At 51.0% G+C, this 22,682-nt stretch carries 20 protein-coding genes; 3 read left to right on the forward strand and 17 right to left on the reverse strand.

From position 1 onward, the window contains the following. Positions 1 to 104 precede the first annotated feature (104 nt). From ACXIT9_RS01325 to ACXIT9_RS01335, 3 genes are read right to left on the reverse strand one after another with little or no spacing between them, the layout of a single operon-like run. On the reverse strand, positions 105 to 1,223 hold the full coding sequence (locus tag ACXIT9_RS01325) for a DUF6268 family outer membrane beta-barrel protein (protein WP_458054440.1): 1,119 nt from the start codon (positions 1,221 to 1,223) through the stop codon (positions 105 to 107). Between the two features lie 10 nt (positions 1,224 to 1,233). Continuing rightward, positions 1,234 to 1,680 (reverse strand): DUF2147 domain-containing protein, encoded by a 447-nt coding sequence (locus ACXIT9_RS01330; RefSeq protein WP_458054441.1) that lies wholly within the window; start codon positions 1,678 to 1,680, stop codon positions 1,234 to 1,236. A gap of 32 nt (positions 1,681 to 1,712) precedes the next feature. Further along, entirely contained in the window at positions 1,713 to 2,225 is a 513-nt protein-coding gene (locus ACXIT9_RS01335; RefSeq protein WP_458054442.1) for a hypothetical protein, read from the reverse strand. A 156-nt stretch (positions 2,226 to 2,381) separates the two neighbouring features. Here ACXIT9_RS01335 and fmt point away from each other — a divergent pair, with 156 nt between their 5' ends. After that, positions 2,382 to 3,332 carry a methionyl-tRNA formyltransferase gene (gene fmt, locus ACXIT9_RS01340; protein WP_458054443.1) on the forward strand — a complete coding sequence of 317 codons (951 nt, stop codon included), beginning with the start codon at positions 2,382 to 2,384 and terminating at the stop codon, positions 3,330 to 3,332. Between the two features lie 97 nt (positions 3,333 to 3,429). Then, the gene (locus ACXIT9_RS01345; protein ID WP_458054444.1) at positions 3,430 to 4,596 is read left to right on the forward strand and encodes a lycopene cyclase family protein; all 1,167 of its coding nucleotides are present in this window, start codon (positions 3,430 to 3,432) and stop codon (positions 4,594 to 4,596) included. 47 nt (positions 4,597 to 4,643) lie between these two features. On the opposite strand, the gene ACXIT9_RS01350 is transcribed toward ACXIT9_RS01345, so the two are convergent. The 6 genes from ACXIT9_RS01350 to ACXIT9_RS01375 form a co-directional block, all read right to left on the reverse strand. Beyond that, a complete protein-coding gene (locus tag ACXIT9_RS01350) occupies positions 4,644 to 5,813 on the reverse strand; it encodes a DegT/DnrJ/EryC1/StrS family aminotransferase (RefSeq protein WP_458054445.1) in 1,170 nt (389 codons plus the stop codon). Between the two features lie 25 nt (positions 5,814 to 5,838). Next, positions 5,839 to 6,735, reverse strand: coding sequence for a glucose-1-phosphate thymidylyltransferase RfbA (gene rfbA, locus ACXIT9_RS01355; RefSeq protein WP_458054446.1), 897 nt, complete (start codon positions 6,733 to 6,735; stop codon positions 5,839 to 5,841). Positions 6,736 to 6,761: 26 nt separating this feature from the next. Further along, on the reverse strand, positions 6,762 to 8,162 hold the full coding sequence (locus ACXIT9_RS01360) for a UDP-glucose 6-dehydrogenase (RefSeq protein WP_458054447.1): 1,401 nt from the start codon (positions 8,160 to 8,162) through the stop codon (positions 6,762 to 6,764). Positions 8,163 to 8,285: 123 nt separating this feature from the next. After that, the gene (locus ACXIT9_RS01365) at positions 8,286 to 10,952 is read right to left on the reverse strand and encodes an SLBB domain-containing protein (protein WP_458054448.1); all 2,667 of its coding nucleotides are present in this window, start codon (positions 10,950 to 10,952) and stop codon (positions 8,286 to 8,288) included. Between the two features lie 108 nt (positions 10,953 to 11,060). Further along, positions 11,061 to 11,432: a hypothetical protein gene (locus ACXIT9_RS01370; protein ID WP_458054449.1), complete on the reverse strand. Its 372-nt coding sequence runs from the start codon at positions 11,430 to 11,432 to the stop codon at positions 11,061 to 11,063. Positions 11,433 to 11,435: 3 nt separating this feature from the next. Further along, on the reverse strand, positions 11,436 to 13,853 hold the full coding sequence (locus ACXIT9_RS01375) for a penicillin acylase family protein (RefSeq protein WP_458054450.1): 2,418 nt from the start codon (positions 13,851 to 13,853) through the stop codon (positions 11,436 to 11,438). Between the two features lie 336 nt (positions 13,854 to 14,189). Here ACXIT9_RS01375 and ACXIT9_RS01380 point away from each other — a divergent pair, with 336 nt between their 5' ends. Further along, a complete protein-coding gene (locus ACXIT9_RS01380; protein WP_458054451.1) occupies positions 14,190 to 14,768 on the forward strand; it encodes a DUF2911 domain-containing protein in 579 nt (192 codons plus the stop codon). Positions 14,769 to 15,010: 242 nt separating this feature from the next. Here ACXIT9_RS01380 and ACXIT9_RS01385 read toward each other — a convergent pair whose 3' ends face one another. From ACXIT9_RS01385 to ACXIT9_RS01420, 8 genes are all read right to left on the reverse strand, one after another. After that, a complete protein-coding gene (locus tag ACXIT9_RS01385) occupies positions 15,011 to 15,844 on the reverse strand; it encodes a queuosine precursor transporter (RefSeq protein WP_458054452.1) in 834 nt (277 codons plus the stop codon). A 1-nt stretch (position 15,845) separates the two neighbouring features. Beyond that, the gene (locus ACXIT9_RS01390) at positions 15,846 to 16,781 is read right to left on the reverse strand and encodes a ribonuclease Z (RefSeq protein ID WP_458054453.1); all 936 of its coding nucleotides are present in this window, start codon (positions 16,779 to 16,781) and stop codon (positions 15,846 to 15,848) included. Between the two features lie 6 nt (positions 16,782 to 16,787). After that, entirely contained in the window at positions 16,788 to 17,165 is a 378-nt protein-coding gene (locus ACXIT9_RS01395) for an STAS domain-containing protein (protein WP_458054454.1), read from the reverse strand. 57 nt (positions 17,166 to 17,222) lie between these two features. Beyond that, positions 17,223 to 18,173 carry a phosphoribosylaminoimidazolesuccinocarboxamide synthase gene (locus ACXIT9_RS01400; protein ID WP_458054455.1) on the reverse strand — a complete coding sequence of 317 codons (951 nt, stop codon included), beginning with the start codon at positions 18,171 to 18,173 and terminating at the stop codon, positions 17,223 to 17,225. Positions 18,174 to 18,223: 50 nt separating this feature from the next. Then, on the reverse strand, positions 18,224 to 19,387 hold the full coding sequence (locus ACXIT9_RS01405; protein WP_458054456.1) for a toxin-antitoxin system YwqK family antitoxin: 1,164 nt from the start codon (positions 19,385 to 19,387) through the stop codon (positions 18,224 to 18,226). Between the two features lie 171 nt (positions 19,388 to 19,558). After that, a complete protein-coding gene (locus ACXIT9_RS01410; protein WP_458054457.1) occupies positions 19,559 to 20,737 on the reverse strand; it encodes an acetyl-CoA C-acyltransferase in 1,179 nt (392 codons plus the stop codon). Positions 20,738 to 20,792: 55 nt separating this feature from the next. Next, a complete protein-coding gene (locus ACXIT9_RS01415; protein WP_458054458.1) occupies positions 20,793 to 21,656 on the reverse strand; it encodes a hypothetical protein in 864 nt (287 codons plus the stop codon). Then, entirely contained in the window at positions 21,653 to 22,621 is a 969-nt protein-coding gene (locus ACXIT9_RS01420; RefSeq protein ID WP_458054459.1) for a vWA domain-containing protein, read from the reverse strand. The genes ACXIT9_RS01415 and ACXIT9_RS01420 overlap by 4 nt, the downstream gene beginning before the upstream one ends. Positions 22,622 to 22,682: the final 61 nt, after the last annotated feature.

Here is a 22,682-nt window from a genome sequence, read left to right on the forward strand (position 1 = left end):
GAAGGAACAGGGAAGGGGCATAAAAAAAATCGCCCCGAACGGAGCGATTTTCAAGGTAGGACTTGCCTCCTCAGGATGTATAAGTGTGTTCGAACTAAGTTTTTTTATAAAGTTACAAAACTTATCCCCACATTAAAATAGAGCGGATTACCTAGGTTATTCCGCATACCGAACTCCTGTGTTCCGAAGAAACCTCTAAAGAACTCACGTCCTCCATCTAGCTCATCCGCATCAAAGGACCAGTCGAAGCGATAGCCTGCCTGCATATTAAACCAAAAAGGACCTGTGATTTGCTTTTGATACTCCAGACGTGGACGCAGCTCACCTCGACGAATTTCGAAGCTGTTATTTCCTCTGCTGAATTCGTCGATTCGGTAACTTTGTCCCTCCAGCTCGAAGCCGAAAAGCAGTAAGGAAGTCTTACTAAAATTATAGCGACCACTGGCACGAGCAGGGAATAGGATCTCTGTCCCCCACTTGCGGTCCGGGCTCGTCCAGTCGTACATCACCACCGGAATATAATTCATATTCCCTACACGATAGGTACGCGAAAGGCCGACACCCCAGCGCTTGAGATCAGAAACACGTTTCCCATAAATGGCCGCCGCACTAACGCGCACGGTATTAAATGGCTGAAAGCCAAAATCAAAATTACCGCTCATGTCCAGCTGCCCTTGAAAGACGAAAAAGGACTTTTCATTAATAGGCACAAACACGGTATTGGTCCAGTTGAGATTACGTAGGCCATCTTCGTTTAAAATTTGCGCCAAGCCCCGCTCACCGCCTCCCGTGTCGCCCTGGATATCGGTAATCTGATAGCGCACATCCATAAAATTGATCCCCGACTGCCAAACTAGGTTACTCTTGGAGATCACAGGAATGACACTATTGAAGCGAAAACCTCCGGTGTAGTTGGCCCGAGCGGTTTGTGCCGGATCTGGATTTTCATCCACGCCGAAGCCGGTATTTTCGGAGGCCGGGAATCTGGTTTGCGAAAAGCGCATGTCATAAGGGGTCTGCACATCCCAGCCGATCATAAAAAACCGCTGCGGGGACATCCCGACGATAGTAGGCTTGGCAAAGGCCTTTCCCCCTTTTTCATCCACAAACTCTAGTTCTCCATAGAGGTCCCAGTCCTCTTCCTCTTCTTCTCCTTGGGCGAATGCACCATAAGAAAAACTAAGCCCTGCGAACAGGGCCAAGCAGGCTAAATGTCTCTTCATAGGTATCGCTTTAGCCTTTGATTTTTAAACGTTTCCAGGTGTCCGTTCTACCGAAGGTCTTCACCCCTACATAGCCTCGGATATCCAAGGTATTATCGTCCTTCATCGTGATCACACAGTTGTAGGTATTCCCAGATTCCGGGTCATAGATGGTTCCTTCTGTCCATTCTCCTTTTCCGTTATACACGAAATCCTTTAGCATGCGGTAGCCCCGTAAAGGCACATTACGCATGGACTCATCAGGATTATTCTGGTCTACTTTCGGCTTGCCTGTGCTCGGGTCATTAGGCTCTTTGAGCCAAACGATACGGCCATAAAACTTATCTTCGATCTGATCGATTTTTACTCTTACTTTACCGTTACTCGGCTCCCAGACCCCAGTGATTGCATCGGCGTCTTGCGCCGACACATAAAAAGCCATAAGCAAGAAGCTGCATAAAAAGAGTAGTTTTTTCATAATTGGTTTTTTTAGGTGTATTGTAGGATAGTTTACTTGACTAATAGTTCAAAGGTTACGTAAAGTTCCATCACGACATCCTCCCAATACTCCTCTTGGTTGAGATCAAAGTCTGCCACGAAGGTAATTCTACCATCTTTCATGAAACCATCGGCCAGATTAGCTTGCTTTTGGGCGAGGCCCAAATCCATCGGGCTATTCACTAAAATCTCTCCCTCATAGAGGGCCACCCGGCTCATATCGACCGATTTAGAAGTTACTTCCAGGACGATCTTTTGCATGTCGATGGGTTCTCCCGTATACTGGATTTGAATGCCGCTGATCTGTGCCCGCGTGATGGTGGAACCATCGATTTGGTTTTGGCGTAATACTTCTGCCACATCAAACTCCCAAGTAGCCTGCGCCATATTAGAACCCTCAAAGAGTGGCCCTTCCGCCTTGAGCTCCAAAGCCTCCGTACGGATAGCAAAAGAGTTACCACTTGGGCCACAAGCACTTACCACCAGTAGTGCTAGAAACAAAAAGGAATACGATACGATTTTCATGAATTTTGCTGGTAAAATAAAGGTTGATTTGCACAGTTCTACCGAAATGGCATATTGAAATTACATAAATTCATTTATTCTCCCTAAAAAAGGGTTAATTTTTTGATTTTTGCCCTCCCATGCGGATACTCCATCGCTGCTTTGTATTTTTGTTTTATGAACACAGCGGTACAGAAAAAGTTGAAAATAGTTTTCATGGGGACTCCAGATTTCGCCGTGGCGAGCCTGGAAGCACTCCATGCCAGCCCCCATGTAGAACTGGTCGGCGTCCTCACAGCGCCTGATAAACCACAAGGCCGCGGAAAAAAGGTGCTGCCCTCCCCCGTAAAAGCCTGTGCGCTGCACCTCAAGCTACCGATTCTACAGCCCACTAATCTGAAAAACCCTGAATTCCAGGAACAACTCCGCTCCTTAGGTGCCGATCTGCAGGTGGTCGTAGCTTTCCGCATGCTTCCTGAGGCCGTCTGGAGCATGCCCCCCTTAGGAACCTTAAACCTGCACGCCTCCCTACTGCCGAATTTCCGTGGTGCGGCGCCCATCAACTGGGCCATTATCAAAGGAGAAAAAGAAACAGGTGTCAGCACTTTTTTTCTCAAACATGAAATCGACACCGGAAATATAATTCTTCAAGAAAAAGAGCCGATTTATCCTGAAGATACGGTGGGGACCCTCTACGAGCGGCTGATGCATAAGGGAGCCGGCCTAGTGGCCAAAACCGTCGCGGCCATCGCCACAGGCGAGGTGCGCACTCAGACGCAGGACGAAAGTCTAGCCGTACATGCTGCCCCTAAATTATTTAAAGAAAACTGTGCAATCGACTGGACTCAGAGTGCCGAAGAGGTGCACAATCTGGTACGTGGCCTATCCCCTTATCCCACTGCTTGGTTTAAAATGGGAGAGAATACCTATAAAGTTTTCCGTACGGCCGTAGTCGATAACGAAAAGAAACATACGCGCCCCGGCAGCACCCTTACCGACCAAAAAACCTTCTGGCATATCACCTGTGGACAAGGCACAGTGGCGCTCTTAGAAGTGCAAGCTCCCAATAAAAAAAGAATGCCCATAGCGGATTTTCTTCGCGGAAACCGCATCGAAGAAGAAGATTAAAAGAATTTCTTTACCTTTATAAACAGCAAGCGCCCGGTTTCAGTTGTCAGCACAAACGAAATCGGGGACTTAGCTACCGCCGATTTTGATTTCACCTATGGACACATCGACCACGTACGATTATATCATTGCCGGCGGAGGACTAGCGGGCTTAACTTTAGCTTGGCAAATCAGCAAATCCCCTCTGCTCCGCGACAAGCGTGTGCTGCTTATCGATCGGGAGGCAAAAAACACGAATGACCGCACTTGGAGCTTCTGGCTCAGATCCGACACGCCTTGGCTCCAAGAGCTACCCCTGCATCATTCCTGGTCGCATGCGGAGATTCCTTTGCGCCAGCAAACACTGCAATTCGAGCTGGCCCCCTACCGCTACTACACGATCGAGGGGCTAAGCTTTTACCGCTTTATCGCCGAGGAACTCGCTAAAAGTAAACAGATTGAGCGCCTGCAGGCAGATATTTTTACTGTTTTACCCCATGCGCAGCGCGTCGTAACTAGTCAAGGCGATTATCACTTTAAAAGCTACTGCTTTAAAGGGTATTTTGAAGCACAGGCACTTCAAGAGGTTGCCCAACAGCAAGGGCCTTTTATGTGGCAGCACTTTCTGGGCTGGAAAATTCGCGTGCCTAAGCCGCTTTGGAACCCCCACACCTTTACCTATATGGACCTGCGCGTACCGCAAAAAGATCCTGGCCTGACTTTCTGCTACCTATTACCGGAAAAAGAAAATGTGGCCCTAGTGGAATATACCCTCTTCTCTGCAGTTTTATGGGAAAAAGAGCGCTATGAGGCGGCTTTGCGCGACTATATAAAGACTTACTTAGGAGATACTCCTTACGAAATTTTGGAGGTGGAACATAACAAAATCCCCATGACCACCGCACGCTTGCACCCAAAAGCAGGCAAAGGGCCTGTAATTCCCATTGGCACCCTGGCCGGAACAGTAAAACCAAGCACAGGATTTTCCTTTGTGCGTAACTTCCAACATGTGCAAAAAATCATTAAAAAATTAGAAACGGGAGCAGGGAGTTTCGAACACCCGGGCTCAGGAAGGTATAAATTATTCGATGCCGTTCTGATGAACGTGATGCTCACCGAAAAGGAGGCTGGAGTGGATGTCTTCGAGCAGCTCTACAGAAAAAATAGTATGCAGCGCCTTTTTCGCTTTTTGGACGAGGAAAGCGCACTTTGGGAGGATATTTTAATCATGAATAGCGTACCCCGTAAGTGGCCATTCGTGCAAGCAGTGCTGGAGGAGCTCTAAATTTAGCTCCTCCAACAGCTCTTTGGCACACTTCTTAAAAATTAAGCTTACCCTGCCTGCTCAGCAACAGCTTGGAAACAGGCCTGTATGGCTTGAACCACACGCTCAAGATCTTCTTTTTCCATAGCAGAGCCACTCGGTAAGCAAAGCCCCATGTCGAAGACCCTGTCTGCAGTTTTATCCCCTACATAAGGGAAAGATGCAAATACTGGTTGCTGGTGCATGGGCTTCCAAATCGGACGCGACTCGATATTTTCTGCCTCTAGATGCAAGCGAATAGCTTCTCTATCGACCCCACCACTTAAGGCAGGGTCTATTAACATACAGGTCAACCAATGGTTGGCATAGGTATTCGGCTGCTCCTCTAGGAACTGAACACCCGGTAATTTCCCTAGCGCCTCCTTATAAAAGGTGTGGTTGCGGCGTCTCCTGTTGACCCACTCGCTTAACACCTCCATTTGGCCCCGGCCGATTCCCGCACTCACATTACTAAGACGATAGTTATAGCCAATCTCTGTATGCTGATAATGAGGTGCTGGATCGCGCGCCTGAGTGGCTAAATGCCTTGCATGAGCGATCTTAGCAGCATCTTGTGAGACGATGGCCCCACCCCCCGAGGTAGTGATGATCTTATTTCCATTAAAGGAGTAAATACCAAAATCTCCGAAGGTCCCACAGGCCTTCCCCCGATAAGAGGCACCCAGTGCTTCGGCTGCATCCTCCACCACCGGAATCGCATACCTATCGGCCACTGCTGAAATCTGCTCCATGTCCGCGGGCATACCGTAAAGATGCACGGGAAGGATAGCCTTTGGCTTTTTAGCGGTAAGCTGTTCATAATCTGGACAGTCTGCTTGGGCGAACTGCTTAATTTCTCCGTTCATACAAGCTTGGATAGCCTCTTCCAGGGCTTTCGGGCACATATTCCAGCTCTTGGGCTCACTGCCGATAAACACAGGGATAGCCCCCAGGTAGCGGATGGGGTTTGCGCTCGCGCAAAAGGTCAGCGACTGGCACAAAACATAATCTCCAGGCCCTACCCCCGAAAGAAGAAGAGCCAAGTGGATGCCTGCCGTCCCGGAAGTAATGGCCGCCGCATGTCCACAGTCGGTGGCCGCCACGATTGCTTCCTCGAATTTATTTAGGTTTTCGCCCACTGGCGCGATCCAGTTGCCGGCGAAGGCCTCTTGTACGTATACCTGCTCCTTTCCTCCCATGTGGGGAGGGCTAAGCCAAATTTTTTTATTCGCCTCCATCTTGATGTACTTGTGCGATGCGCTTTAACAGATACTGCCCGTAAGAGCTCTTTTTTAGCATTTCTGCCTGTTTTTCGAGGTCTGCAGCAGAGATCCAGCCCTTATCAAATGCGATTTCCTCCAAGCAAGCTACCTTCAATCCCTGCCGCTTTTCGATGGCATAGATAAAGCTGGAAGCTTCCATCATCGACTCATGGGTACCTGTGTCAAGCCACGCGTACCCCCTGCCCATCATCTGGACACTGAGGCGATCTGCCTGCAGGTAGTGCTGGTTGACACTAGTGATTTCCAACTCCCCACGTTCGCTAGGCTCAATGGTTTTAGCCACCTGCACCACATCATTCGGGTAAAAATAGAGCCCGACGACCGCATAATTGCTTTTCGGTTTCGATGGTTTTTCTTCGATCGCATAGGCTTTACCGGAGGCATCGAAGGCGACTACCCCATAGCGCTCGGGATCATTTACATAGTATCCGAAAACCGTGGCTTCCTGCTTTTTTTCAAGGGCGGTTCGGGCATTTTTAAGGAGCTGCGACATGCCATCCCCATAGAAAATATTATCTCCTAAGACCAGGCATACATCGTCTTCCCCGATGAAGTCGGCCCCGATAAGGAAGGCTTGCGCCAAACCATCCGGACTCGGCTGCTCGGCATAGGACAGCCGAATCCCCAAGGTGGACCCATCTCCGAAAAGTTTTTTAAAATTCGGCAAGTCATCGGGGGTGCTGATGAGAAGTATATCCTGGATACCGGCTAGCATCAGCACGGACAGCGGATAATAGACCATCGGCTTATCGTAAATAGCCAAAAGCTGCTTTGATGTCCCTTTTGTGATGGGATGCAGGCGCGTGCCCGACCCGCCCGCTAAAATGATTCCTTTCATCGTACGTTCTTTTAGGTGAGGGAAAGCTACTGTACCGCTTTACCGATGGACTGCACACGGAATCCCATGGTTTTCAGCTCCTCATGTGGTAAAATATTTCTACCATCAAAGACCTTGGCAGGCTTCAGCATTGTTTCATAAATACGTTGCCAATCATAGCCTAAAAACTCATCCCACTCCGTCAAAATGGCTACAGCATGGGCATCCAGACAGGCTTCGTAAGGATCCTGCACTACCTTTACTAGGCGACGAATTTCCTCCGGAGAGCGCGTATTAAGATATTCTAAATCAGCGTAGATTTTTTCTTCGCTTACCTTCGGATCATAAACGGTGATCTGCGCTTGTTCATTAATTAAATGATCGGCCACATAGATGGCGGCAGATTCCCGCGTATCGTTGGTATCCTTTTTAAATGCCCAGCCTAGGAAGGTGATTTTCTTTCCGTTTACGGTATTATAGAGAGACTTGATGATATTTTTCGCGAAACGAGCCTTCTGATGGTCGTTCATCTTGATGACCTGCTCCCAGTAATCGGCTACTTCCGTGAGCCCATAGCTGCGGGAAATGTACACCATGTTCAAAATATCTTTTTGGAAGCAAGAGCCCCCAAAGCCCACAGAAGCCTTCAAGAACTTAGGACCGATGCGGCTGTCAGCGCCGATCGCGCGCGCCACCTCTGTTACATCTGCGCCCGTCTGCTCACAAAGCTCCGAGATCGCATTTATCGAAGAAACACGCTGCGCCAGGAAGGCGTTTGCTGTCAACTTGGAAAGCTCCGATGACCAGATATTGGTCGTTAAAATCCGCTCCCTTGGCACCCAAGCCGCATAGACACTGACCAGCGCTTCGATCGCCTCCTGACCTTCGGGACCTGGATCTCCTCCTATAAGGACACGATCAGGAGCCAATAAATCTTCTACTGCAGTACCTTCGGCTAAGAATTCGGGATTGGATAAGATTTGAAACTTACGACCACCGCCCGTGTTATCCAAAATGTCTTTCACCGCCTGTGCGGTGCGCACCGGCAAAGTAGATTTCTCCACCACAATTTTATCTGAGGTCGAAGCAGCCGCGATTTGGCGAGCACAGAGCTCCACCCATTTCAGATCCGCCGCCATGCCTTTCCCCTCACCGTATGTTTTGGTAGGTGTATTTACAGAAATAAAGACCATCTGCGCTTCATCGATGGCCTTGTTTACGTCTGTTGAAAAAAATAAATTCCTTCCACGTGCTTCGGCGACCACTTGATCTAGGCCCGGTTCGTAAACAGGAAGCTTATCGAGATCTTCGCCATTCCATGCATCTATCCGCGCCTGGTTGATATCCACCACAGTAACCGTTATATCCGGGCACTTCTGGGCGATCACTGCCATGGTAGGGCCTCCCACATATCCTGCGCCGATACAACAAATTTTGGTAATTTTCATCTTGAATAAAAGTTATTAGTTTCTAGTAAAAACATAAAGGTATGTAAAAGTAAGACGCAATCGAAAGAAAACAAAGCGGAAGGCGCTTAATCGCCATGTTTTCGCCTTGTCTCCTTTAACCGCTTACTGCACGATATTCGCGATAATCAAGCCTAAGGAAGCCAAGCCCGTAGCCAGCCCGACCCAGGCCTGCGCTGGCAGCCGTTCTCGCTCAGGCTTTTTCGGCACGATAATCTCCGAGCCGGGTGCGATAATCGGGTGGAAGCGTATAAATAAGAAGTTTCGGGTGCGCTTCACGTCGCCATTCGCATAGACGACATAGGCTTTGCGCTTGCGCGCCTGCTCAGAGTAGCCTCCCGAACGGGTAATATAAGCGGGCAGTCCACTAAACTCCCGATAGCGTACCGTAGTGGGAAATAAAACCTCTCCGCGAATGCGTACTGTCTGTAATTCTTTCGGCACACGAATGATATCTCCCTCTTCTAAACGGAGATTGCCGGCAGCACCGGGGCTGCTGAGGATTTGGGCTAAATCGATTCCTACCAGCTCTTGCTGCTTGAAAAGCCCTTCCTCTCGCTCTCCTTCTTCATTTTCTTCTCCGAAAGCCATACGATCACTGCGCAGCCGTTCCTCCCGAAACTTGGCCGCTGCATTTCGCAGCAAGCGTTCCGCGGAAAGCTCCTCCGCTAAGAGAGTCTTATCGGCCAGGGTCCTTTGCAAACGCTCCAGGTAAAGCTGGTCTGCTTCATTCAGCTCAGCCTCCTCCATCCGGCGTGCGATCTGTCGGAGAATTTGCTCCTTCCGCTCGAAATCCGTTTTTTCTTGGTAAAATTCTGTCCTCCGTATCAGCGTGGCCCCCGGTGCATAGGCGAAGTCCGTTAAGCCTCCCGCACGTGCGATCACATCTGAAATGCGTTCATTCGGCGTCCGCAGCGCATAGGTCCCCGGAAAGGCTACCTCCCCTTGGATTTCAACCAGCTGCTCCCGACGAAAACCAGCCTGCTGCCGAATAAATACATGGTCGAAAGCCATCAGGGGCACTTGCGCCTCGGCGTCGGATAGGCTCCAGTCCTGAGGTAAATTCAGCGGGATGAGCTCCATCACCTGTGCGCCGTCAGGGCCCTTTGCCCTTCGGGCAATTTCCACGCGCTCGAGGCTGCCTGACTGCTTCAAACCACCAGCACGCAAAATCAACTCACCCACCGTCATGTTACGCCGGAAAGGAAAGGGTCCGGGCCTATTCACCTGACCACTTATCTGGACAAAAACCTCTTCCTGTAAATCAAAAATGGAGCGTACATCAAGCACATCCTCCCGTCGCAGCAGAATATCCTCCTGCTGACCAGAGAGGATGGCACCTAAATTTAGTTCCAGGGCCTCCTGCTGCATGTCTGTCCCTACCCGATAAAGCGTCGCACGCGCAGTAAAGGCATCCTCCCGCAGCCCTTCCGCTTCCTGAATAAGCGCACGAATGCCCATGCCTTCGGCCAACATATACGCCCCTGCACGAAAGACCGAACCGGTCACTTGCACCCGATTTTCAAAACGCTCTAGTGCCTCTGCCACCGCAATACGGTCCCCGTCGGCCAAAGCAAAGTTCGAAAATGCATCCTTGCGCACGCTCAAAAGACGCTGCTGGCCACCTTCCAGTCGCTGCACCTGTAAGCGCTCGGTAAAAGCACCGGCAGCAGGGCCACCGCTAAAACGGAACAGGTCTTCGAGTCGCTCATCTGGGCTTAATTCATAAAGCCCTGGGCGGCGCACGGCTCCTTCCCAAGCGACACGACGCTGGTAAGGCGGGACCACGATGACATCATTGTCTTGGAGCAGACGATTGCCCTCATGGCTACCCCCTAACATAAAGGCATACAGGTCCAACGTAGCTAAGAGCGTATTGCCCCGATACAGTTGGATCGTTCGAAAAGACCCATTTTCGGTAGGCCCTCCAGCGGCGTAAAGGGCATTAAACGTCTGTGCGAAGGCGGGTAGCTGATAGGCCCCGGGACGCTTCACATCGCCTACTAAAGTGACTCGGATGCTGCGGGTATTACCGACTCGAAGGGCCAAAAAAGTGTCTGCAGGACTTCCACGAAGCCCTGCATACTGGGACGCAAGGCGCTCTCGAAGCCGCTGTTTGGCTTCTTCCACCGTAAGGCCTGCTAACGTCAGGGGACCTAGCTGGGGCAGCAGCACCTCTCCCTCTGGATTGATCTGCCAGTCAAAACTGATCTCTGAGGCACCGTAGATATCCACGAAAAGCGCATCCCCGGGACCCAAAACATAATTTCCCGGCGTAGCTAAGTTGTAATTAGGGGCAAAAGCTTCTGCTGCACCTTCAAAGAGCGTAAACCCGAAAATCTGTTTTTGTAAAGGACTAAGTCCATCGATCTGGGCGAATACTTGTGCCAGCGATAGGCTGTCTGCATCTCCCTCGGCAGCCAAGCTACTGCCAGCTACCCGCCCGCCCCTTAGGCCTCCGCCAGGCAGTTGCTCTTCTGTACGCAGAGTACCCCGTTCATATCCAGTGCGGCCAGAAGCACTCTCGCCTCTACGCCCTCTCGGCTTCGGGAGCTCACGCAGGCGCTGCGCGAGTGCCTGACGCTGCCTTTCCGGCAAACCCTGAGCACGCGCTAAGTCGAGCACCTGACTTTCTGATAGGCCCTGTTCGGCGGCACGCTCCATGAGCTGCACCAGCTGCCGATCAGAAAGCTGCTCTACTTGTAGGTTACGCAGGTCATTCAGCTGCTGGGCCTGCAGTGCAAGTACACAGCCGAAGACTGCTAGGCTCATTAAAAAATAGCGTTTCACATTCATGGGAATACTTCTTCAAAATTTGGCTTAAAGATACAGCTTTTCGCCGAAAGGCAGAGAAGCCTCTCCCTCTAAGACCGAAAGCCCCTACCGATAAGGCTGTACGCGTGCTTTAGGAGAAAAGATAGCACGAAGTGTTTTGCCCGTCAGGGCGGAAAACCCACCGAGTAAAAAGCCCACTAAAGCCGTAAGCAGCGCTAAATAGGCCGGATCCGGCAGCTGAAAAAGCTGCGCCATGCGGTCGGGAAGTGCTGACTCCGTCACAATGGCCGTATAAGTGCTAAGCCCGAACCACAAGAGCCCTAGACCCAAACCGCCACCCATAAATGCCGCCCAGCCCCCGCTATTCAGCAGAAATGCGAAAAGTGCGATCAGCAGCATTAGCACGTAATGCGGCACAAAAGGACCGGCAAAAAACCCAAGCAAGGCAACACATACAAGCAGTATAAAGAATTTCATGGTTTATGGAACTAAGAGTGAATGGGTAAACAAGGCCTCGGCCTCCTCTATCGGGTAGAGTGGCATCGGGTGGTACTCACCCAGTGACCAGGGATGGATCCAATTGTCGTAAAACTTGCTCCCCGGATTTCCAGACTGCCCACCCGGGTATATGCCATACGCTTCGATCTCTTCGCCCATGGCCACAACCATGCGCCAGCTGGCTCCATGCCGCTCACTGGTGGCATTCAGGATGCCGCGCCCACCACCTGTATAGATGTTTTGATACGAAAAGGGGACGAAATTAGGCACTAAATGCAAAATCGAGGTACGCTTATAATCGGCCCAGTTGATCTTTTCCCCCACCTGCTTCAGGCTATCCAAGTGTGCCACCGTACGCTGAAAGCGATCGCGAATCAACTCATTTAATGGTTCTGCTGCTAGCTCTGGAAACCGCGTGAGCACCTCCTGCTCTAGCCCTTCCTGCAGTCGCCGAGTGGTTTCAAAATTATTCGGCAGCAGCAGGCCGGGCTGCTGGCGCAGAGGCTCCCACATCCCTTCTTTTACCAGCTTCCACCAGAAGTCAAAGTAGCTAGGCTCCTCCTGATTCGGGTGGGTATAAAAGTTCCAGTCCGCAAGCTTGGCGATGACTTCCTGCTCTTTGGCCGTAAAGGCCGACACATCCCCTAAGCGAAGGAGCAGCGCCGGAACCGCTTCCGCGGCGTGTAACATATAATTATCGAACTGAAGGGCTTTCATGTCCTTAAGGGTTATCCGGTTCATGGAGGCCAGCCGCTCGTTTAAGCGGCGATTTCGGTAATGCTCATACGAGTAATCGAAAACATAATACGGGTAGCTATCAGCCACGGGATGCTGGTTGGCAGAAGACACGAAGCCCCGTTTAGGATTTTTGGTGGCCGCGTGATGCTCATTCGGAATATAACCCTGCCACTCATGCTCGGGTAGGTTTCCATCCAGCAAATACTTGCCCTGCTCCGGCCACTTTAGGGGAAACTTACCCTGTACCTTCATAGCGATATCTCCGCTGGCAGAGGCGAAGACGAAGTTTTGGGCGGGTGAGGTATAGTGGCTGAGGGCTTCCAAGTACTCCTCATGATTTTTCGCTCGATTCAGCATCAGAAAGGTACGCTGCTCGTTACTCGGATCGTGGGCTGTCCATTTTAATGCATAGTTCGCATCTTTGCGTTCCGCGCGGAAGGCCGCATCGTAGACCACAGGGCCGTGGTGGGTGTACACCACAGTATCTACTAAGGGAGCCTGTCCCTTTACTTTAATTTCTTCGATACGCAGCGTGCTCTGGATCCACTGTCCATTGTATTTATATTCACTGCGAGAGGCATCCTTAAAGGTAATTCGGTACCAGTCCCGCGCATCTCGGGTCGCATTCGTCACCCCCCAGGCGATCTGTCTGTTGAAGCCCGAAATGATCCCCAAGGCCCCCGGAAGGGTAGCCCCTTTAACCGTGTAGGAGGGACAGCTCAGCTGCATGGCAAACCAGATGGACGGTAAGTTCAAGCCCAAATGGGGGTCATTAGCAAGTATGGGGCGGCCATCTGCTGTCAGTGCGCCCGACACGGCCCAGTTGTTACTACCCACGCCCGGCTCCGGATTCGGAAGTAAAGCATGAAGACCGGCATCCCCTTCAGGCAGAAAGTTTTCTGGCGCCTCCGGCAAAGGCAAGGCTTTAAAAGTCCATGCCTTCTCTGCCTCGATAACAGGATCCTGAATGCTAGGAAAATCTGGATAAAGAGCATCTACCAGGTCTTTGCCTAAGTAGCCTAATAAATTCGTGAACTGCAAGTCATTATCACCCACCAGCATGTCTGCCATATACTTAAGCAGCAACATGCTCTTCAGTGGGCTCCACGGTTCCGGACGGTAGTTGAGAAGCTTGTATTCCACCGGCAGGCGCGCAGGGCTCAGCTGCTGCATATAGGCATTTACACCTTCCGAAAAAGCCTCTACCAGGGCATAGGTCTCCGGGTCTTCTTGTTTCAAAAACTCCAGGCCATTCTCTGCGGCGAAGGGCAGGCCTTTGCGTCGCGTTTGGCGATCCAGGTCGATGGCCACGTCTCCTACCAACTCGGCTATCCGGCCCGCTGCCGCCATCGTTTGAAATTCCATCTGCCACAGCCGATGCTGGGCCGTCACAAAGCCCTGGGCACGCATCAGGTCGCGCTCATTTTCGGCATACACATGGGGAACCCAAGCCTCGTCGTAATACACCTGCACGGGAGCTTCCAGGCCAGGCAGCTGCAGCTCCTCCTCCAGCACCATATCCTCAGAAAAACTATTTGCCCAAAATCCTTTTTGAGGGTCCAGCACGTGAATCAGCGGAGGGAGAGGCCCTATGGGCAAAATCAAAGCCACGGCCAGGGTGAGGGAAATAAACAGACTAAGTATAAAAGCGAAATAGCGCATGTTTCGGATTCTTAAGCGTCGGAAATAGGGTGTGGCGACATTAAAAGCTAAAATACAGGTTTTTTTGCTTTGTCCGCATGCAGCAGACCGAATTTATTTCTGTTTACCTTACACTAGCGCAGCACGCAGGAAGGCCTTGTTCCACTCACAGGCTCCACATCCACCCCCCCAAATGACCACTGAAACGAGGGAAGTTGCCGACTTCCTAACCGCTCTCCTCCTCATACATCCTACATCAGAACCGACCCTGAGGTCCTAAGACAAAATTTAAACAACAAAAAGCCTTTATTTTCATGCGTTTTATCGTAATTTCACCCGCGTAAACCAAGATTTACCATGAAAAAAACACGTATCACCTTACTAACCCTTAGCGTTTTGGCCGTATTCGGCCTCTACAGCTGCGGAGGAGCGGACAGCGGCTCACAAGAAGCTGAAAGCGAAGAAATGGAAATGGAACTGCCGGCTAAAAACGAGCGCGCCAGCCCGCTTCGCACCTTAGAAGGTAGCCTGGATAGTGGCAAGCAACTTTTCGTTCAGTACGGTGCTCCTTCTGTTAAGGGAAGAACGGTATGGGGCGAGTTAGTCCCTTACGATAATGTTTGGAGAACAGGTGCTAATGAGGCTACCTACATCGAATTTACCGAAACCTTAACGGTAGGCGATAAAGAAGTGGCACCAGGCAAGTATTCGCTGTTTACCATTCCTAAAGAAAATGGCGACTGGACAGTCATCTTAAACGAGGAATGGGACCTCGCCCATGGACACTTCGAATACGATGAAAAATTCGATGTTATCCGTACTGTGGCCACGCCGGAGTTTGTGGAAGAAAGTCAGGAACAACTGTCCATCAGCATCGAAACGCCTGGTATCGTGGTGCGCTGGGAAAAGCTGAAGCTTCCGATCGTTATTCGCTAAGCTGTTTCGGCCTTTATCCCGAAACGGAAGCGTGGACAGCTATAAAAAAAGACCTCTGCAGCTTTGCGAGGTCTTTTTCTTTTGCCCCCTGGGGCAAAGGATGGAAATACCACCTATTTGTCTAGCAGACGGTATCCTATAGTCTCGGATACCGTAAAACAGCCCTGACCCATACAGCGCTAGGCCCTCACCACAAGCAACAGCAGAAAAGAACTACTTCTGGCTGTAAGGCCAGTTAAAACCTATAAAAAAGAGGTGTCCTCTGAGGCTTCCGCCGTCATTCGCTCGGCAACATCCTTACCGAGGTAACGATCGATAAGATAGTGTCCCAGGTACAGCAGTGGGGTGAGCATGACGGCCACGCCGAACTTGTAGATATAATTGATGATTCCCACCGAGGCCACCTGTGCCCAAGACCAATTGCCAAAAATATAAAAGGCGATCACCAGTACGACGAAGGAGTCGATAAACTGGGAGACGAGCGTAGATCCAGTAGCACGCAGCCAGATCATTTTAGAGCCTGTGAATTTACGGAGCTTCTGGAACACATAGACATCAATGAGCTGTCCGAGTAGAAATGCCACCAGGGAGCCGATGATAATGCCCAGCCCCTGCCGAAAGATTACCGTAAATGCATAGTCGATATCAAATGGCTGCCCGGCGGGGTCGGGAGAATTTACTTCGAGCCAAAAAGGCGCGGGCGGCAGGTTGGTTACCGCCACAATGACAAAAAAGATGTAGGCGATAAAGAAGGCTGTAATAAAACTGATTTTACGCACGCCCTTTTTTCCGTAATACTCATTAATTATGTCTGTGGTGATAAATACGATCGGCCAGATCACCGCTCCTGCCGTGAGGTTAAAGTCCAAGACGTAGTCGCCAAAAATAGTCCAGCCGGCAGGCTGCAGGCCCAGGGTATATTCTCCAGAAAAGATTTTCACCCCGATAATCTCCGCCAAAATGGCATTAGTGAGGAAAATCCCACATAAAAGGATGAAAAGATTGGTTTTTTTACTTTGGTACCGTGCCTCAGCATCACCTGTCTCCGGTTCCTTAAATATCGCTAATGGTTTCACGCTACCTGACTTTAGGGATAAATGTCTTACCTTCCTCTGATAAGTAGCTGGAAGGGAAAATTGTTTGGGCTTCAGCCAGCAGGGGCGCTAAATCCACATAGCGGCTGGAAAAATGCCCCAATAGCAATTCTGCCGCATCCGCACGAAGTGCTGAAAAAGCCGCGTCGCGCGTCGTCGAATGCCCCGTCTCGAGGGCACGCTGCGCATCTGCCTGGCTAAAGGTACTTTCATGATACATCAGGCTAACCCCGCGCACCATGTCGGCAAGCTCAGGAAAATATTTGGTATCTGAGCAGTAGGCGTAACTTCGCACCTGAGGACTCGGATAGGCATATTTGTGGAGCGGATACCGCACCTCCCCTGTCTGCGGGTCCACCCACTCACGCCCTTCGCGCAGGGCTTTGATGACTTCTACCGGGGGTCTGTCTGCTAGTAAAGCTTCTTTTTTCAGCTTCCGAAAGGGTATTTTTTCCTCGATCAGAAAACCTGTGCAGGGAATACGATGCTGCAGCGGAAAACCATAGACCCTGTAGTCGGGCTCCTCCACCAGCAGCTCCTTCTCCGTAGGCTGCACCGCTATAAAGCGCAGTGGAAATTCCAATGCACTCTGGCTGTGCTTGAGCTGCACCGTGATGATTTCATCCAGACCAGGTGGGCCTATGAGCGTTAGCAGCCGCTCGCGACGCTGCAGCTGCATGGAACTCAGCAGACCGATCAATCCATAAAAGTGATCCCCATGCAGATGACTGATGAAAATGTAGGCGATACGATTCAACTTGCAGCGAAATTTTTTCAGCTGCATCTGCGTTCCCTCCCCGCAGTCGATCAGCAGAGCGTCCTGCCCGATGCGCACGTACTGGGAGCTAGGATGCCGACCATGCGCCGGCACCGCTGAATTCGCTCCTAATATGGTAATGTCAAAAGTCTCCGCGCTCACTTACTCCTACTCCTGCTCCCCCTCTTCCTCGGCATTCACCATGTGAATAAAGATCATCTTGCCCGCCTCTTCCAGGTCCTTGCTGAGCATAAAGATCTGATCCAGCATGGATATTTTGATCAATTTCATCACATGCTCTTGGACACCATTAATAATGAAAACACCGCCCATCTTGCGAAACTCTCTGTTGCCCACCAGCAGTGCACTTAGCCCACTGGAATCGGCATATTTCACCTGCGATAAATCAAGAACCAGGTGCTGGAACCCTTCCGCCTGCAGGGTCAGGAGCTCTGACTTCAACTTAGGCGCTACGGTAGAATCTATCTTTTCTATCTGCGGCGTAAACACCACATAATCTTCTTTTTTCTCAATCGCGTATCTCATAAAGGTTCATTGGTTAAGGCTTTTCTCCTCTTTAGGACTGAAAAACCGACGTTTTGTTTATTTTTTTTGCTCCGCCACATACTGCTGGATAGCTGCCTCTATCCGTGAAGCGACGGCACCCGCAGGAGCCTTTTCGAAGGTCTCCCCCGTAATGCGCTCATACAATTCAATATAGCGCGCCGAAATCTGCTCGACGAAAGCATCTGGCATCTCGGGCACCGCCTGCCCTTCCTTGCCTTGGAAACCCTTTTCGATCAACCACTGACGCACAAATTCCTTGGAGAGCTGGCGCTGCGGCAAGCCTTTCTCTTGATACTCGGCATAGGTGTCGGCATAGAAGTAACGGGAAGAGTCCGGGGTATGGATTTCATCGATCAGATATATCGTATCCCCCACCTTACCGAATTCATACTTGGTATCTACCAGGATAAGGCCCTTTTCGGCTGCCATGGTCGTGCCTGCGGCAAAAAGGGCGCGTGTATAGGCCTCGAGCTGCACATAATCTGCCTCTGAGACGATGCCCTGGCGTAAAATTTCCTCCCGCGAGATGTCTTCATCATGCCCCTCTGAAGCCTTTGTGGTGGGGGTAATGATCGGTTCTGGCAGGCGATCGTTTTCTTTTAGCCCTTCGGGCAAAGGCACCCCACATAGCTCCCTACCCCCACTGGCATAGGTGCGGGCTGCATGACCGGCCAGATAACCTCGAATCACCATCTCCACTTTAAAGGGTTCGCAGCGTCTACCCACCGTTACATTCGGGTCGGGATGCGCTAGGACCCAGTTGGGCACCACGTCTGCCGTGGCAGCCAGAAACTTAGCCGCTATCTGATTCAGCACCTGCCCCTTATACGGAATCGGCCGTGGCAGCACCACATCGAAGGCTGAGATGCGGTCCGTAGCCACGATCACTAGCTCCTTCTCCCACATGTACACGTCGCGGACTTTTCCTCGGTAAAAATCCCGCTGTCCGGGAAAGTGAAAATTGGTTTCTTTTATTGCGTTATTCATGCGTTGCTTTTCAAAGTATGGCCTGACATCGGCCTACAAAAATAGAAAAATTACCGGCTTTGCTCCACATTTTCTACGCTTTCATCCGCAGTTTCTTTTTCCTCGCGGAGCAAGACTCCTTTGCGAAAGACTTTTCGCTCCACCACCTTACCCGTAGCATCGTACAGCTCCTCCGGTCCCTCTGCCTGTCCGTTCACATAGGTTTTCGTGCGCGTCAGCCGACCCTGCTCATCGTAATAGCGGGCCTGCCCATGCTCCTTCTCGCGACGAAAGGGAATTTCTCGCGACAACTTGCCGTTCGCATGATATTCTCGAAAACGAATCAAGTCCCCAAAGTTATCGTATTCCGCCTCCTGCTGCACGGTGCCATCTGCATAAAAGGCGCGATGCGTCCCTCGAGGAATACCGCGCTTGTACTCCGCCTGCTCCTCGATGCTGCCATCCGGGTAGAAGCTCAACTGCTCCCCATGGGGATCCCCCTTCCTATATTTTCCAGCTCGAACACGGTGGCCCTCCACATCGAAAGCCTCCGTTTTGCCATGCTGATAGCCCTTTTTATAGCGGACGGTATTGCGCAGCTGTCCATTTTCAAAAAAAGAGCGCTCCTCTCCATGCAACACCCCCCGCTTATAGCGCGCCTCATACTGCAGCTCTCCAGCAGGGAAAAACCGGCGTAAGGTCCCTTCGATCACCCCTGCCTTAAACTCCATTTCCTCCAGGAGGTAGCCCGAAGGATGAAAGGTCTCCTTCCGGCCATGCGGGCGGTCGGCCTTAAACTCCATCTTATGTTGGGGGCTGCCATCAGTGAAGTACGTGATGGAAGGTCCCTCCAACTTGTTCGCCACATACGTGCTGCGCTGTAAGATAATCCCTTCAGTACTGTAAGAAACGGTCTCCCCTTCCCTTCTTCCCGCTGCATAGTGGACAGTGCGAGCCGTATCTCCTGTTCCTGGGTAGTAATCCACAAAAAGGCCCTCCTGCAAGCCCTCTCGAAAGCGACCACGTACCGCCAGGGAGCCATCCTCATAAAAGCGCTCATAGCGTCCCACGGGAATCGTGTCCACCGCCTCATAGCGCTCCTTTATGCGCTGCCGCTGCCCATCATAATAGGTGGTACGGAGGGTTTGGGCCGCTAGGCCTTCGGCCAAAAGTAGCAAGGCAGCCAGCACCTGCAGGGCACTCCAGAACCTCACCGATTCTAAGCGACTACTCAAACATGTAGAAAGAAAATTTCGCATAACATTCCAAGCAAATACCTGCACCGCTGGCAGGCCAGTAAAACGAGGAAAGCTCTCCTCCCTCACATGGAGGAAAAAGAGCTTGTCCAGCTGAAAACATAACGTATCTGGGAAACATAGATTGTGCCCTAGATAGTGACAGCCTAATTATAACTTTTCGATCACAATAGCAGAAGCTCCACCACCGCCATTACAGATACCTGCCACGCCGATTTTCCCGGACTTCTGACCTAAAACCGAACATAATGTGCTGATGATACGAGCTCCTGAAGCACCAAGCGGATGCCCTAGGGACACTGCCCCACCGAAAACATTAAGCTTATCGGCATCCAAATTTAGCTGCTTCTGGTTCGCCAGCGCCACCGCCGAGAAAGCCTCGTTGATTTCGTAGAAATCCACATCGTTTTCTTCGATTCCCGCATTCTTTATCGCTTTTGGAATCGCGAGCGCAGGAGCAGTGGTGAACCAAAGCGGATCTTGTGCTGCATCCGCAAAACCGCGAATCTTGGCGATCGGCTGAAGTCCGAGCTCCTGTGCCTTTTCTTTCGAAACAAGCACCAAGGCAGAAGCACCGTCGTTCATGGTAGAGGCGTTTGCCGCTGTCACCGTGCCGTCTTTGGTGAACACAGGACGTAAGCTTGGGATTTTGTCGAAGTTGACATTTTTAAACTCCTCATCTTCTGCGATGAGGGTCACATTTCCCTTGCGGTCTTTCACCTCCACAGGAATCACTTCATCTTTAAAAGCACCAGATTTCCAAGCTTCAGCCGAACGGGTGTAGGACTGAATCGCGTAGGTGTCCTGCTCCTCGCGGCTGATGTTCATTTCTTTGGCGGTGTTATCGGCACAGTTTCCCATCGGAAACTTGTAGTAAGCCTCGAAAAGCCCATCCTTCACCAAGCCGTCTACGAATTCGGCATTGCCATACTTATAGCCAAAGCGCGCCTTGGGCACATAGTAAGGCACATTCGACATGCTTTCCATCCCACCGGCGACCACTACATCCGCCTGACCGGTCATAATAGCCTGAGCAGCGAACATCACCGCCTTCATGCCGGAAGAACATACTTTATTCACCGTCGTACAGGGCACCTGATAGCCGATACCTGCCCCCACAGCCGCCTGACGCGCTGGTGCCTGCCCTAAGTTAGCCGAGATCACATTTCCCATGATCACCTCTTCCACATGCTCTGGCGCTACACCGGCCTTTTCTAAGGCACCTTTTATCGCAAAACTTCCTAGCTCTACCGCAGTAAATCCTGACAGCGACCCCCCAAAGGAGCCTAAAGGGGTACGTACGGCGGAGACGATATATACTTCTTTCATTGGGTTTATATAAATAGGTGAAACAAAATTTTTACATGCTAAACACAGCCTCTGCTTACCAGTCCGGTCGCTTGCTGTCCGGACGCTGCGTGGGCTTTTTCCTGTTCTGCTGAATAAAGCGCTGCTCGGCAGCATTCATGGCCTCCAAAATCTGGGCCGCCTGCTCGGGCGTTAAATTCATCTGTTCTAAACGTTCTTTTAGCTGCTCCTGCCGCTTTTCGCGATCACTCAAGTCGCTTTCACGGTCAGAGGCCTCTTCGGACTCGCGCTCTTCCTCCGTTTTCTCCCCACGCTCGTCTTCCATCTGCTCCGGATCTCCTCCCTCATCTTCATTGGTCTGCTCCTCTCCTTCGCCACTTTTTTCATCCTGGTCTTGCTCATCGCCATCACCCTGCTGGTCTTGGTCCTGATCGTCACCCTCGCCATCTTCCTCCTGGTTTTCATCGTCCTGCTGATCGTCTGAAGGTGGATTTTCTTCCATCCAGCGCTTTAACAGCTCATAATTATAACGTGCTGTTTCATTCTCGTGATTTTTTATCAAAGCATAGCGAAAGCTTCCTAGCGCCTCCTCAAACTCATTTTCAGCAGCCTGCATCAGGCCCAACTGATTCGCGGCGATACTGGCCACCTCTACATTAGCCTCGGAAAGCAGCTGATTAAACAGGCGCAGCGCCTCTTCTTTTTCCTCCAGGCGCTGATAGCTAAGCGCCAAGTTGAGACGCACCAGCGACTGCCGCTCATCCCCTTCCAAAAGGTCGATAAGCGTTTTTTGTTTTGCCACAGCCAGCTCCATATTGCCTTCGGCAAAGGCCTCCTTACTTTCTTGGATCAAGGTATTCTGCTCTCCTATCCGCTTGAGAGAGTTGGGCAGCAGTAACAAAAGAAACGTGAGGCAAAGACCCACACTCGTATAGCTCATAGGGCGATCGTCTTTACAGGGTAAATCATATCAATAAAAGCCAGCGCTAAGCCGGCAAGTAGAAAATAGAAGTATTTGTTGGCCGAAGCTTCCACCGTGCGGCTGCCAATTACTGCACCCTCTAGGCGCTGCACCTCCTGAATGAGTAGCGGCACCTCTTGCACCACGTCACTTAACTCAAAATACTGCCCTTCCGTTTGATTGGCGATCATTTTTAAATTATCCGCATCCAAAACCGTAAGGGCAGGCTGTCGGGTGTTGCGGTCCAGCAGCACACTCCCCTTTTCTGGAATCGTACTTCCCGCCTCGGTCCCCACCCCTAAAGAGAAAACGGAAATCCCCGCCTCCCGGAGCTGATCGATGACGGGCGGCAGGTTTTCCCCCCAATCCTCACCATCCGAAATTAAAATAATGGTTTTGGCCGTGTTTGGTACCACATCCGCATCCTGCCGAAAGCGATCCAAAGCCATGGAGAGGGGCGCCGCAATGTCTGTGCCCTGATTCGGTACTAAATCCGTATTTAATCCATCGATATGCAGCTGCAACACATTCTGGTCGAAGGTTAGCGGACACTGAAGAAATGCCTCCGAGCTAAAGATAATCAGCCCCAGGCGGTCACCTGAAAAGGTTCGCACCAGGTTTTTCAACTCAAATTTGACTCGCTGCAGTCGGCTTGGTGCAATGTCTGTGGCATTCATCGAGCGCGAAAGGTCTACTGCAATAAAAATATCGCGCCCCTCTTCTTTTATCTCCTTCAGTGCACTTCCGATGCTCGGCCCTGCCAAGGCAATTAAAAAAAGGATCACATACAGAGAGCGCAGCACCAACTTATACGCCAGGCGCGTCTTCTTCACCCGCAGCTTCTTATTGATGCGGTAAAATCGAAACAAATAAATATTATAAAGCAGTAGAAAAACCACCACCATGCCTAATATCAGGCCTTTATCCGGATATGCCCAAATCATAATTTCATGCATTAATGCTCCTTGCTCCCTTGTCCTGAGAAACGAGAGGTGCTGCTCGGAG

This window comes from Nitritalea sp. (assembly GCF_054166705.1).

Bases quoted from the DNA above. Each gene is read 5' to 3' on its own strand.
- ACXIT9_RS01325 (WP_458054440.1), bottom strand. From the start codon at position 1,223: ATGAAGAGACATTTAGCCTGCTTGGCCCTGTTCGCAGGGCTTAGTTTT.
- ACXIT9_RS01330 (WP_458054441.1), bottom strand. From the start codon at position 1,680: ATGAAAAAACTACTCTTTTTATGCAGCTTCTTGCTTATGGCTTTTTAT.
- ACXIT9_RS01335 (WP_458054442.1), bottom strand. From the start codon at position 2,225: ATGAAAATCGTATCGTATTCCTTTTTGTTTCTAGCACTACTGGTGGTA.
- fmt (WP_458054443.1), top strand. From the start codon at position 2,382: ATGAACACAGCGGTACAGAAAAAGTTGAAAATAGTTTTCATGGGGACT.
- ACXIT9_RS01345 (WP_458054444.1), top strand. From the start codon at position 3,430: ATGGACACATCGACCACGTACGATTATATCATTGCCGGCGGAGGACTA.
- ACXIT9_RS01350 (WP_458054445.1), bottom strand. From the start codon at position 5,813: ATGGGAGGAAAGGAGCAGGTATACGTACAAGAGGCCTTCGCCGGCAAC.
- rfbA (WP_458054446.1), bottom strand. From the start codon at position 6,735: ATGAAAGGAATCATTTTAGCGGGCGGGTCGGGCACGCGCCTGCATCCC.
- ACXIT9_RS01360 (WP_458054447.1), bottom strand. From the start codon at position 8,162: ATGAAAATTACCAAAATTTGTTGTATCGGCGCAGGATATGTGGGAGGC.
- ACXIT9_RS01365 (WP_458054448.1), bottom strand. From the start codon at position 10,952: ATGAGCCTAGCAGTCTTCGGCTGTGTACTTGCACTGCAGGCCCAGCAG.
- ACXIT9_RS01370 (WP_458054449.1), bottom strand. From the start codon at position 11,432: ATGAAATTCTTTATACTGCTTGTATGTGTTGCCTTGCTTGGGTTTTTT.
- ACXIT9_RS01375 (WP_458054450.1), bottom strand. From the start codon at position 13,853: ATGCGCTATTTCGCTTTTATACTTAGTCTGTTTATTTCCCTCACCCTG.
- ACXIT9_RS01380 (WP_458054451.1), top strand. From the start codon at position 14,190: ATGAAAAAAACACGTATCACCTTACTAACCCTTAGCGTTTTGGCCGTA.
- ACXIT9_RS01395 (WP_458054454.1), bottom strand. From the start codon at position 17,165: ATGAGATACGCGATTGAGAAAAAAGAAGATTATGTGGTGTTTACGCCG.
- ACXIT9_RS01400 (WP_458054455.1), bottom strand. From the start codon at position 18,173: ATGAATAACGCAATAAAAGAAACCAATTTTCACTTTCCCGGACAGCGG.
- ACXIT9_RS01410 (WP_458054457.1), bottom strand. From the start codon at position 20,737: ATGAAAGAAGTATATATCGTCTCCGCCGTACGTACCCCTTTAGGCTCC.
- ACXIT9_RS01415 (WP_458054458.1), bottom strand. From the start codon at position 21,656: ATGAGCTATACGAGTGTGGGTCTTTGCCTCACGTTTCTTTTGTTACTG.
- ACXIT9_RS01420 (WP_458054459.1), bottom strand. From the start codon at position 22,621: ATGATTTGGGCATATCCGGATAAAGGCCTGATATTAGGCATGGTGGTG.